Origin of the sequence: Amycolatopsis sp. NPDC052450, assembly GCF_044547565.1 — a bacterium.
Classification (GTDB): domain Bacteria; phylum Actinomycetota; class Actinomycetes; order Mycobacteriales; family Pseudonocardiaceae; genus Amycolatopsis.
In genome coordinates this window covers 97,673-109,130 of the sequence record NZ_JBIUAQ010000030.1, presented here as the reverse complement: position 1 = coordinate 109,130, position 11,458 = coordinate 97,673, and the positions used below count along the sequence as shown (strand labels likewise).

The 11,458-nt window shown below is 68.5% G+C and carries 10 protein-coding genes; 3 read left to right on the top strand and 7 right to left on the bottom strand.

Annotated elements, in window-relative coordinates:
* Window positions 1–183: 183 nt before the first annotated feature.
* Entirely contained in the window at window positions 184–756 is a 573-nt protein-coding gene (locus tag ACIHAO_RS34705) for a TetR/AcrR family transcriptional regulator (protein WP_396565095.1), read from the bottom strand.
* Between the two features lie 50 nt (window positions 757–806).
* Between ACIHAO_RS34705 and ACIHAO_RS34700 the strand changes: the two genes are divergently transcribed.
* The gene (locus tag ACIHAO_RS34700) at window positions 807–1,610 is read left to right on the top strand and encodes a class I SAM-dependent methyltransferase (RefSeq protein WP_396565093.1); all 804 of its coding nucleotides are present in this window, start codon (window positions 807–809) and stop codon (window positions 1,608–1,610) included.
* Between the two features lie 44 nt (window positions 1,611–1,654).
* Here the strand turns inward: ACIHAO_RS34700 and ACIHAO_RS34695 are convergent, their stop codons facing one another.
* The 3 genes from ACIHAO_RS34695 to ACIHAO_RS34685 form a co-directional block, all read right to left on the bottom strand.
* Window positions 1,655–3,112, bottom strand: a complete 1,458-nt coding sequence (locus tag ACIHAO_RS34695; protein ID WP_396565091.1) for a cellulose binding domain-containing protein — start codon at window positions 3,110–3,112, stop codon at window positions 1,655–1,657.
* A complete protein-coding gene (locus ACIHAO_RS34690) occupies window positions 3,109–5,427 on the bottom strand; it encodes a cellulose binding domain-containing protein (protein ID WP_396565089.1) in 2,319 nt (772 codons plus the stop codon). The genes ACIHAO_RS34695 and ACIHAO_RS34690 overlap by 4 nt, the downstream gene beginning before the upstream one ends.
* A gap of 131 nt (window positions 5,428–5,558) precedes the next feature.
* The gene (locus ACIHAO_RS34685; RefSeq protein WP_396565087.1) at window positions 5,559–5,921 is read right to left on the bottom strand and encodes an RNA-binding S4 domain-containing protein; all 363 of its coding nucleotides are present in this window, start codon (window positions 5,919–5,921) and stop codon (window positions 5,559–5,561) included.
* A gap of 156 nt (window positions 5,922–6,077) precedes the next feature.
* Here ACIHAO_RS34685 and ACIHAO_RS34680 point away from each other — a divergent pair, with 156 nt between their 5' ends.
* Window positions 6,078–7,682 (top strand): GMC oxidoreductase, encoded by a 1,605-nt coding sequence (locus ACIHAO_RS34680; RefSeq protein ID WP_396565101.1) that lies wholly within the window; start codon window positions 6,078–6,080, stop codon window positions 7,680–7,682.
* A gap of 108 nt (window positions 7,683–7,790) precedes the next feature.
* Here ACIHAO_RS34680 and ACIHAO_RS34675 read toward each other — a convergent pair whose 3' ends face one another.
* On the bottom strand, window positions 7,791–8,270 hold the full coding sequence (locus ACIHAO_RS34675) for a carboxymuconolactone decarboxylase family protein (RefSeq protein ID WP_396565085.1): 480 nt from the start codon (window positions 8,268–8,270) through the stop codon (window positions 7,791–7,793).
* Window positions 8,267–9,346, bottom strand: a complete 1,080-nt coding sequence (locus ACIHAO_RS34670; protein ID WP_396565083.1) for a dihydrodipicolinate reductase — start codon at window positions 9,344–9,346, stop codon at window positions 8,267–8,269. Before ACIHAO_RS34670 ends, ACIHAO_RS34675 begins: the two co-directional genes overlap by 4 nt.
* A gap of 381 nt (window positions 9,347–9,727) precedes the next feature.
* Here ACIHAO_RS34670 and ACIHAO_RS34665 point away from each other — a divergent pair, with 381 nt between their 5' ends.
* Window positions 9,728–10,873 carry a Cmx/CmrA family chloramphenicol efflux MFS transporter gene (locus ACIHAO_RS34665; protein WP_396565081.1) on the top strand — a complete coding sequence of 382 codons (1,146 nt, stop codon included), beginning with the start codon at window positions 9,728–9,730 and terminating at the stop codon, window positions 10,871–10,873.
* On the opposite strand, the gene ACIHAO_RS34660 is transcribed toward ACIHAO_RS34665, so the two are convergent.
* On the bottom strand, window positions 10,806–11,441 hold the full coding sequence (locus tag ACIHAO_RS34660) for a GNAT family N-acetyltransferase (protein ID WP_396565079.1): 636 nt from the start codon (window positions 11,439–11,441) through the stop codon (window positions 10,806–10,808). The two genes, ACIHAO_RS34665 and ACIHAO_RS34660, sit on opposite strands and share 68 nt — an antisense overlap.
* Window positions 11,442–11,458: the final 17 nt, after the last annotated feature.

Genomic DNA, 11,458 nt, shown 5'->3' with positions numbered 1-11,458 from the left:
GGGTTTGTGTCCCCCCCCCCCCCCGCGGTGGGGGGGGGGGGGTGGGGGTTGGGGGGGGGGGGCCCGGGGCGGGGGGGGGGGGGGGGGGGGGGGGCCGCCGCCCCCCCCCCCCCCCCCCCCCCCCCGCGCCCCCCCCCCCCCCCCCCCCCCCCACGCCTGCACCCGGTACCGGCTCAGCCTTCGTCAAGTCCCGATCACGGCTTCCACGGTCTTCCGCACCTGCGCCGGCTCCGGCGCGGCACCCGTGCGATCGGCGAAGAGCAGATGTGCGGCGCCGATGAGCGTGGCCGCGAGCGTCTCGACGTCGGCGCGCTCGGCGATCCTGCCCTGCGCGCGCTCCGCCTCGAGGTAGGCGGCGATCATCTCGGCGGCCTGGGTCAGCACCGGGACCCCGGCCGGCCACTCGCGGCGCAATCGGGCGCGAAGCTCGTCGCGGAAGATCACGAGCGGGACGATCGCGACCGCGACCGACTCGAACACCGCCGTGAGCGCCGCGGTGAGGTTGTCCACGACCGTGCCGGTGCCGACGGCCTCTCGAAGCCCGTTCTCGTCCAGCTTCTCGATCCGGTCCAGCACGAACTCGGCGAGGAACGCGTCGAAGTCGTCGAAATGCCGGTGCAGCACGCCTTTCGCGCAGTCCGCCTCCGTCGTGACGGCACGGCTGGTGAGCCCACTCGGCCCGTCCCGAAGCAGGACGCGCTCGGCGGCTTCGAACAGCTGCGCGCGGACGGCGCGCAGGGCTACCCCGGTCGGCATACGACTCCCTTGCGTTGACGAGTGGGCAAGCGCCCACTTAAGGTGGGCACATGCCCACTCTACCTTCGGGGCCAGAACCCCACCGCTATCGCCAGGCCGCGGAATCCTTCGGGGCAGACGTCGACCGCTACGACCGGACCCGGCCCGCCTATCCCCCGGAACTCATCGACCACTTCATCGGCGCCGCTCCCGGCCACGAGGTCCTCGACGTCGGCGCGGGCACCGGGATCGAAGCTCGCCAGTTCCAGGCCGCCGGCTGTCCCGTGCTGGCCATCGAACCGGACCCGCGGATGGCCGAATTCGCCCGCCGGAGCGGGATCGACGTCGAGGTGGCGACGTTCGAGGCATGGGAGCCCGCCGGACGCCGGTTCGACCTGCTCGTCTCCGGGCAGGCCTGGCACTGGGTCGATCCGGTCGCGGGCGCGGTCAAGGCCACCGAAGTACTGCGGCCCGGCGGCCTCTTCGCCGCGTTCTGGCACGTGCCCGAGCCGCCGGACGAGGTCGCGGACGCCTTGGCGGACGCGTACCGGCGGCTCGTGCCGGATTCACCGATCGACCTCACAACCGTGCCGAAGCAGCCTTCGGACCCGTACGGACCGCTCATCGCGAAGGTCGCCGACGGCCTGCGCGAAGCAGGCGGATTCGGCGAGCCGACGCGAAGTCGTCACGACTGGGAACGGGTCTACACCCGTGACGAATGGCTCGACCAGCTCCCGACGTTCGGCTCGCTCACCTGGGTCGAACCCGTTGTGCGAGACGAAATCCTCGCCGACGTCGGAGCGACGATCGACAGGATGGGCGGCCGCTTCACCGTGCGCTACGCCACCGTCGCGATCACCGCGGTCCGGGACTGACCGGCCGGTGACGGGAGCCGCGCCGCTCCCGCCACCGGCGTCCGTCAGGGTGTGACGGGGATGTTGGTCAGCCCGTTCACCGCCCTCGACACGGTGTTGGACGCGTAGACGACGTTGGGCCGTTCCGGGCACTTCGACATCGACGTGATCTTGATGGCGTACTGGCCGACACCGCCGAGATCGGACTTGTTGTCCCTCCACACGTTCCCGCAGCCGTTCGGGAACGACGGGGTGGTGCCGGGGTTGTGCGTCTCGTAGCCGTTCGCGAACGTCCCCGGCGAGGCGAAGGTGCCGGTGTTGCCCTCGATCACGTACCCCGATCCCTTGACGTCGACCCAGGAATCGGCCGAGTTCTGCCCGGAAACCCCTTGGCCGTCGAAGGTGTTGCCCCGGATGACGCCGTCCGCGGTGCCCTCCTTGACATCGATGGCCTCCGCTGCGACGTACGGTCCGATGTGATTGTCGAGAACCTGTATCCGGTCACTACGGTCGACTCCGCCGGAGTTTCCGTGACACGCCCAGTTCGAGTTCGCCGAGCCGAGATAGACGCCCTCGCCGTAGCCGGCCTGGACGAGACCGGTGTGGCTGATAGTCGAGTCGCGGATGACGCTGTCGGCCGAGGAACGGCGGAAGTGCACGGCCTCCTCGTCGATCTTGTGCACCCGCACTCCCTCGATCACCGTGTGGTGCGAGTTGTCGGCGACGATGCCCTTCTTCGACTCCTGCACGGTGAAGCCCTTGAGCTGCCAGTACGGCGCGCCGTAGAGCCAGAACCCGTACCCGGAGTCCCAGCCCGCGGTCGGAGCCGGACAGGAAGGCGCCTCCCCCGACGGGCCGTCGTTGATCAGGACCGCGGTCGACGGTCCGGTCACCGTGATCGGCGCGGCCGCCGTCCCCGGCTTCGTGGCGACGAACGAACCCCGGTAGGTTCCGGCCGCCAGCCGGATGGTCCGTCCGGGGCTCGCGGCGGCCAGCGCGGCCCGCAACTCGGCCGCGGTGCCCACGTCGACGACGTCACCCGCCGGGACCGTGGTGGTGGTGGTGGTCGTCGGCGGTTTGCTCGTGGGCGTGGTGGTCGGCGCCGTGGTCGTGTTGGTCGGCGCCCCTCCCCCGCACGGGCTGCCGTTGATCGTGCACCCGGTCGGGAGGCCGGGTCCGGAGGCGTTGAAGCCGAAGCTCGCCGACCCGCCGGGTTTGATCGTGCCGTTGAATCCCGCGTTGGTGACCTTGTAGTGCTGTCCGGTGCGGGTGAGCACCGAACTCCAGGACGTGGTGACCGCGGTGCCGGCGGGGAGATCGAATTCGATCGTCCACTGTGTACTGTTCGCGTCCCCCGCGTTGGTCAGCGTGTACTTGCCGCCGTATCCGCTGTCCCAGACCGAACTCTGGGTGAACGCGGCGGACAGGCTGGGCGCGGCGGCCTCGGCGGTGACGACGGCGCCGAGCAGGCCCGCCGCGGACGCCGTGGCCGCGATCGCGGCGAGCAGTCGTTTCCTCGTCATTCCGTGCCTCCGCATTTCGTTCCGGCGATCGTGCACGCGGCGGGGAGCCCCTGACCGGCGGCGTTGAAGCCGAATGTCGCCGTGCCGCCTGGTTTGACGCTTCCGTTGTGGGTCGCGTTCCCGAACCGGTGGTGCTGCCCGGACTTGGTCAGCGCCGAACTCCACGAACCGGTGATCGTCGTCCCGGCGGGCAGATCGAACTCGACCGCCCACGAACCCACCGCGGCCGGGCAGCTGTTGGTGACGGTGAAATTGCCGCCGTACCCGCTGTCCCACACCGATTTACGGGTGAAGGTCGCGTTCAGGCAAGCACCGGGAGTCTGGCTGGTCGTGGTCGGTGCGGTCGTGGCGGAGGTCTGACCGGTCGTCGAGGACGGCGGAGTACCGTCGACCGACTTCAGGAACAGCGACGACGCGGCGTCGGTCTTGGTCGAGTCGACCCCGTGCCCTCCGGTGTAGTCCCGCTGCTCGTTCTTCGCCCAGTCGGTGATCGGGGTGCCACCGACGTCGAGGTGCTTGTACGCGGCGCCGTCCCAGCCGAAGACATGGATGCGGTGCCGGTCGGCGTAGAAGTCGTTATACGGGCCGTTGTCCGCGAGCTGCTTGGTCATGGCGTTGTTGAAGAACACGTTGCGGTAGCCGGTGGCACCCGACCATTTGACCGCCTTCTTGCCCGCGCCCCACCAGATCGGGAACCAGTTCGAGTCGTCGGGACCGCCTCCGCCCTCTTCACCGCAGTTGGCCCGGCAGTTCCCCGAACGGTGCGCGTACGGGACCTTGACCGTGTTCAGTTCGAAGAGGTTGTTGCGCTCCCAGCCGCCGTGGAGGTTCAGGTCGGAGTCGAAGGAGTTGCCGATCACGACGTTGCCCGAGGCGGACCACTGGAAGGTGAAGTGCCGCAACAGGGTCGACGTGTTCCCGGCATACAGCGAATCCCAGACCCGGGAACCGCGGAAGTAGCCGTTGCCACCCTTGCCCTTGTTCCATGAGCCGTTGAGTTCGTTGTCCACGATCTGGAGGTTCTTGGCCTCCTCGGTGACGATCGGATGCGAACCGGTCATCTCCGCGCGGATGCCGCGGACCCAGGAGTTCGCCGCCCACTTGAACACGATCCCGTGCATCTCCGCGGCGGGCGCCATGTTGCCGTAGTTGTTGTTCGCCTCGGCGGGGTTCAGGCCCGGCATGTCCTGTGTGAACCCGAGGTTCTCGAAACCGACGCCGACCACCGGGTCGACCAGCGGTGCCGCCTTCGAGTCGTACGTGGCGCCGTCGATCGGGGCCGAACCGTCCGAAGTGGAATTCACCGGCACGTCGTACTCGAGCGGCTTGTCCAGGGTGATGGTGCGTGCCGTGGTGTCGACCGCCGCGATCGTGAAGATCTGCTGGCGCATGTGCATGTTCAGCAGCGGGAACGTGGTCGGGGTGGCCTGCTGCTGCTCGTAGAACTTCTGCGAGTTGGCCGCCCGGATGTTGACCAGGTTCCCGACGGCGAGCGAGGTCAGGACGCCGCTGCTCGCCAGGTGGACGACCTTGTCCCCCATCCGCGCGGCGAACGCGGTGTCACCCGACTTGCCCCGCAGCTTCACCCCGGCCTTCCAATGGACGTTGATCGTGCCCTCGAAGATGTCCTTGCGGTTGGCGGGCGCCGAGGCGTGATCGCTCGCGTAAGACGTGTGCACTCCCCTGGACTGGACGCGGAAGAGCCCGCGGCCCGGCCACAACCAGCCGCCCTTGCCCGCGCCGGAGGTCATCCCGTCCTCGTCCCAGTCGGAACCGTCCGGGGTGAGGGAGTCGTAGAGGGTGTTCGCGTCGGGTTTGTAGACGAACTTCGTGGCGTCCTTGCCCGCGCCACGCAGGATCAGGTAGTCGGCGTCGACGTGGATCTCGTGTGTGACATCGAACCGGCCTGCCGGGAAGGTGATCGTGCTCAGCTTGGTGTAGCTCCCGGACGGCGAGCACGCGCTCTTGATCCCGTCGATCGCCGCCTGGATCCCGTTCGTGTCGTCGGCGCCGTCGTCGGGCTTGACGTTGTACTGGCTCGCCAGTTCCGCCGCGGTGACCTGGCAGGCGGCGTTCGGATTGACTTCACCGGAGCCGGGAAGCGTGGCGCCACCCCGGTACCCGGCCTTGGACCAGTCGTAGAGCCCCGCGACCGGCGCGCGGCGATTGGCGGCGCCGAGGTCGAGGCCGGTCAGCGCGCCGGGCCCCGGCGCCGCGTCCGCCACTTCGGGCGGCACCTGCAGGAGCGCGGCGATGGCGACCACGGCGGCGACCGCCGGGAGGACGGCACGACGAAGAGGACTTTTTCGGGACACCCGAAACCTCCGTGACGGACTGACGGAAGGTGTTGCGGCGTGTACACCCGGACTCCGTCTTTATAGTTCACGTCCCTGTCACCCGTCAACGGATGTGAATAACGTCCATGTATGTGAACGTGGCGTGGTCTCTAGTCGCCGGAACGGAAGCGATCGAGCACCCGGCGCTCCCGTTTGGTCGGACGTCCCGCACCCCGTTCCCGTCGCGCGACCGGCACGGCGGCCTCGGGCGGCGGCGGGGGCGTCCGGTCGAGGAAACAGGTCGCGGCATCGGCGGCACCGACCCGTTTCTGGATCACCCGGGTCACTTCCAAGATCCGCGTCGTGTCGTTGACCCGCGCACGGACCTCGTCACCGGCCACGACCGTGGTCGCGGGTTTGGCCGGTTTGCCGTTCACACGGACATGGCCGCCGCGGCACGCCGCGGCGGCGTCCGGACGCGTCTTGGTCAGCCGGACGGCCCACAGCCAGCGATCAACTCGAGTGGACTCCACAGCAGTACATAGTGGCCCATCCGCCGTCGCGATGCCCGCCTGCCTGGCCCAAGCACGGGGAAAGAAGTCCCACCTTTATTGCCACCCGACATAGCCACAGGTATAACTTGTTCTAAATCCCTCAACGGTGAGGAAGATCACGTGAGCGACGAAACCATGCGGAGAAGCGCTTCCGGACAGTTATCCCGCCGCCTCTTTATCGCTGGAACTGGTTCTATCTTAGGAGCCGCGGCCCTCGGCGGGACCGCTTACGCGAAAAGTTCGATCGCCGACGCCGCTCGCATCCCGGCGCTCGTCATCGGGTCCGGCTACGGCGGCTGCGTCGCCGCGCTCCGGCTGGCCGAAGCCGGCGTCGACGTCCACCTCATCGAACTCGGCATGGCATGGGACACCCCGGGCACGGACGGCAAGATCTTCGCCAACACCACCACCCCGGACTACCGGTCCTTCTGGCTGCGCACGCGGACGAAGCAGCCGCTGAGCAACTTCCTCGGCTTCCCGCTGGACAAGGACGTCCCGCGCCACACCGGCATCCTCGACGCCGAGGAGTTCAGCGGTATCACCGTCTACCAGGGGCGCGGCGTCGGCGGGGGCTCACTGGTCAACGGCGGGATGGCCGTCACACCGAAGCGGGAGAACTTCAACGCGGTCCTGCCCACGGTCAACGCCGACGAGATGTACGGCGTCTACTACCCACGCGCCAACGCGGGCCTCGGCGTCGCCACCATCGACCAGAACTGGTTCGAGACGGCCGAGTGCTACCAGTACGCGCGCGTCGGCCGGAAACACGCGCAGCGTTCCGGGTTCCCGTTCCTGTTCGTCCCGGACGTCTACGACTGGGACTACATGAAGAAGGAGCAGGCGGGCACGGTGCCGAGGTCCGCGCTGGCCGGGGAGATCCTCTACGGCAACAACGCGGGCAAGAAATCGTTGCAGCAGACCTATCTCCCGCGGATCAAGGCCACCGGCCGGGTGACGATCTCGGCCCTGCACCGCGTCACCTCGGTCACGCCCGCCGCCGGCGGCGGATACACCGTGGTGATGGAGCAGCTGAACACCGGCGGCACGGTGACCGCGACCAAGTCCGTGACAGCGGACAAGGTGTTCTTCGCCGCCGGCAGTGTCGGCACGAGCAAACTCCTGGTCAAACTCAAGGCCACCGGCGCGCTGCCCAACCTCCACAACGAGGTCGGAAAGGGCTGGGGCGACAACGGGAACGTCATGTGCGGCCGGGCCAACCACATGTGGGACGCCACCGGGGCACTGCAGTCGTCCATCCCCACCGCCGGCATCGACAACTGGGCCGCGGGCGGCGCCTTCGCCGAGGTCGCGCCCCTGCCGACCGGCATCGAGACCTACGCGTCGTTCTATCTGTCGATCACCAAGAACCCCAACCGGGCGACGTTCTCGTGGAACGCGGGTGCGAACAAGGTCGACCTCAACTGGCAGACCGCCTGGAAACAACCGTCGATCGACATGGCGAAGACGATCTTCGACAAGATCAATTCCAAGGAAGGCACGATCTACCGCACCGACCTCTTCGGCGTGTACAAGATTTGGGGCGACCATCTCACCTACCACCCGCTCGGCGGCGCGGTGCTCGGCAAGGCGACCGACAATTACGGCAGGCTCCACGGATATCCGGGCCTGTACGTGATCGACGGCGCGCTGATCCCGGGCAACACCTCGGTGAACCCGTTCGTCACCATCACCGCGCTGGCGGAACGGAACATCGAAAAGATCGTGGCCACCGATCTGTGACCCCGGCCGGTCGTGAGTGGGTCGGGTCGGGCCTTCACCTCACGCCGGTTTCGGTACAGGGGGTCGTGAGTGGCAAAGGTCGTTCTAACGCTCATTGCCACTCACGACCTAGAACTTCGGCAGAACGCAGACGGTGTCGATTCCCAAAACGCGATTCAGCCGTCCGAATGCGAGCCAGGAGCCGATGCTCATGCTCAGCTCGACGATTTCCTTCTGGCTGTAGTGCTCGCCCATTCGCTTCCAGAATTCGTCGTCGATGCCGTGGTGATCGAGTGCGTAGCGTTCGGCGTATTCGGCGGCCAGCCGGGTCCGCTCGTCGAACGCGTCGGTGGTACGCCACTCCGTCACCGCGTCGGCGAACTCCTCTTCGACCTTCACCCCGTCGCGTTCGGTCCGCCAGTCCAGGCAGAAGACGCAGCCGTTGATCTGCGCGATCCGCAACCGGGCCGCCTCGAACTCGCGGAGCCCCAGCGTGGTGTGCGAGTACACCGCAAGGGACAGATTCGAGGCCGCGACGCCGATACCGGGCACCATCTCACCCCACACGTAGCCGATCGGATCCTTGCCCTCGGGAATGTCGATGATCATCGCGCGCTCCTTCCGAGCTTGCCGGTCGCCGGTCGCAAGGGGACGTCCAATGCGTCGTAGAGGCCCGGTTTGGCATCCACGAGCCAGTCGATGGCGCCGACCAGCCTGCCGACCGCGGTCGCGTTGCCGCCGGCGGACCGGTTCTCGCCCTCGTCGGTGGCCTCGACCGAGACTTCGATCCTCGGACGGCCTTCGATGATCACGCGGTGCGCCCCGTCGCCGCTCGGCGGCATCGGCCAGTCCGGCGCGCACGACGCGTGGATGCGGGTGACGTGCTCGATGACGATGCGGGGTTCGCCGTCCACGATCCCCTGCACCTCGAACCGGACCGCGCCTTGCGTACCCGCTTCGAACTCGCCCATCGCCCGCGTGGTCACGGTTTCCTCGAGCGGACGGCGGTCGAGCGTCTCGCGGATCTCGTCCAGGTCGACCCCGAGGCCGCGGGCGATCAGCCGCACTTGCCCGCCCCACACCATCGTGGGCACCGAAGGGGCCAGCATCGGCGGCTGATAGTCCATCGGCTGCCCCATCCCGACCAGGTAGCGGACGGAATCCGGTTGGTCGTAGGTGGAGTAGTCGAAGATCTCCTGGCAGCGGACCGCGTCCACGGTGGTGCCGAGCCCGCTGATCAGCAACGGCAGGATGTCGTTGCCCCATCCCGGATCCACGCCGGAGACGAACAGCGAACCGCCGCCTTCCGCGATCGCCGCGAGGATCGGCTCCCGCAGTTCCTCCGGCGCGTTGCGCTGGTCGTACAGCGCGTAGAGCGCGGGGGTCACCACCACCGCTCCCGCCCGGATCGCGCGGACGATGTCGGCCAGCGCGTCGGCGGGCCGGATGTCGCCGGACGCCGCGTACACCACCGCGCGCGGGCCTGCCGCCAGAACCGCTTCGACGTCATCGGTCGCCGCCACACCCGAATCGCCGTCGACTCCCGCGAGCGCGGCCGCGTCACGACCGACCTTCGCGGGATCGTGCACGAGCACACCGGTGAGTTCCAGCGCCGGATGCGCGTCGACGGCCCGGATGGAGGCGCGGCCGATGTTGCCTGTACCCCAGACAACTGTGGGAATCATGAAGTCGAGGTTAACCGAATCCAAGTTCGGTTCCCAGTACCGAAACAATCACGAAAACCGCAGGTCAGAACGCATTACTCTGCTTCATTCGAGTGGGCAACGAAAGCGTTCCGGTGCGCGGAACGGGCCTCGTTTTCTTCGGTGACCGGCAAACGGGGTTGAGGGTCGCCGACGACCGTGTGTAATGTGCGTTCCCGTGACGAGCCCCGAGTCGGACAGAACCCCGCCGCCGGTCAACCGGCGGCGAGTCGTCGTATCCGGCCGTTAGGCATCGGCCCTCTCGCTTCCCGGTGACCGGAGCGCTGTTCCGTGCGTCCGGCCGGGTTCTTCCCTGTCTCGCGCACGGCTTCCTCCTGCTCACTTTCTCCTGGGAGTCGTCCGTTGCCCCTCTTCGTCTATGTCCTCGGCCTTGCCGTCTTCGCGCAAGGCACCTCCGAATTCATGGCTTCCGGTCTCGTGCCGGGGATCGCCGGTGAACTGTCCGTCCCGGTGGGCGCGGCCGCCGCGCTGACCTCGGCCTACGCCGTCGGAATGATCGTCGGCGCCCCGGCCATGGCCGTACTCAGCGCACGCTGGCCTCGCCGCCGGGCCTTGGCCGGGTTTCTGGCCGCCTTCGTCGTGGTGCACGTCATCGGCGCCGTGACGACGAGTTTCCCGCTGCTGTTCGGCACCCGGGTCGTCGCCGCGGTCGTCAACGCCGGCTTCCTCGCCGTGGCCATGCCGGTCGCGATCGCTCTGGCACCAAAGGGAAAGCAGGCGCGGGCGACCGCGGTCCTGTTGGCGGGGATCACGCTGTCGTGTGTCGCCGGGGTACCGGCCGGAGCCGTGCTGGGTGAGCTCGCGGGCTGGCGTTCCGCGTTCTGGGCGGTCGCCGCGTTATGCCTTCCCGCGCTGGTTCTGGTGTTCCGTTCCGCACCCGCCGACGCGGCAGGCCCACCGGAAGTCTCGATCAAGCGCGAAGCACGGGAGCTGAAAACGCCGCCGGTCCGGCAGGCGATGGTCCTTGCCGCTCTGGTCAACGGCGCGACCTTCGCGACGTTCGCGTTCCTCGCGGTCATCGCGACGGATGTCGCCCGCCTTCCGGCCGGGGCGGTTTCCGGGTTGCTGGCGGCCTTCGGTGTCGGCGCGTTCCTCGGCGTCACGGTGGCGGGCCGCACGGGCGACGGCGAGCTCAGGCGCGGCCTCGTACTCGCGTTGTGTGTCCTGCCGGTGGGCTGGGCGGTGCTGGCGGTGACCGGCGCGCAGCCCGTCGCCCTGTTCCTCGTGACGATCGTCCAAGGTGGACTGTCGTTCGGTTGCGGTTCCGCGCTCGTGGCGCGGGTGATGCACGTGGCTCCCGGGGCTCCGACGCTCGGTGGTTCGTTCGCGACGGTCGCGCTCAACGCCGGCGCGTTCCTGGGGCCGGTGCTCGCCGGTCTCGTCACGGAATCGACCGGGGACTATCGGCACGCCATCTGGATCAGCGCGGCGATCGCCCTTGTCGCACTTCCGCTCGTCCTGCGGAGGAAGGTGCTGATCCGCTCCTGAGCCGCGCGTGCAGGTGGACGTCGTGCCACCCGTCCGCGTGCAGCATCGAAGAACGCAAGGTGCCTTCGAGGCGATATCCGGCCTTGTCCGCGACGCGGCAAGAGGCGGCGTTCGCGGTGGAATGCAGAAGGAACAGCCGGTGCAGCCGGACGGTTTCGAACGCCCACCGCGTCAACGCCGCCACCGCGCCGCCCGCGATTCCCGCGCCTCGGGCGGCAGGGAGCACCCAGTAGGACAACTGTGCGGAGGCCTCGAAGAGCGACAGGGCGCGGAGACCGACCTGGCCGACCGGCCGGTCTTCGCGCGCGTCGACCACCGCCCAGCTGGCGTCCGTCTCGTCCGTCCAGCGCTGTTCCCAGCCCGCGATCCACTCGCCGGCCTCGTCCGCTCCGTCGACACGGCGGACGTGCCAGCGCTGGATGGCCGGACACGCGAAGGCCGCTTCGACGTCCTCCGCGTCGTCAGCGCACCAAGGTCGCAGCACCAGCCTGTCGTCGACGATCAGGCACGGCTGCCGCAGCGATCGGAACGTACCGGCGGGCAGGGCGGGCTCGATGAGCAGGGGCACCCGCTCATCATGGCGTA

Coding starts and splice junctions, on each gene's coding strand:
- ACIHAO_RS34705 (WP_396565095.1), bottom strand. CDS start 756: ATGCCGACCGGGGTAGCCCTGCGCGCCGTCCGCGCGCAGCTGTTCGAA.
- ACIHAO_RS34700 (WP_396565093.1), top strand. CDS start 807: ATGCCCACTCTACCTTCGGGGCCAGAACCCCACCGCTATCGCCAGGCC.
- ACIHAO_RS34695 (WP_396565091.1), bottom strand. CDS start 3,112: ATGACGAGGAAACGACTGCTCGCCGCGATCGCGGCCACGGCGTCCGCG.
- ACIHAO_RS34680 (WP_396565101.1), top strand. CDS start 6,078: ATGCGGAGAAGCGCTTCCGGACAGTTATCCCGCCGCCTCTTTATCGCT.
- ACIHAO_RS34675 (WP_396565085.1), bottom strand. CDS start 8,270: ATGATCATCGACATTCCCGAGGGCAAGGATCCGATCGGCTACGTGTGG.
- ACIHAO_RS34670 (WP_396565083.1), bottom strand. CDS start 9,346: ATGATTCCCACAGTTGTCTGGGGTACAGGCAACATCGGCCGCGCCTCC.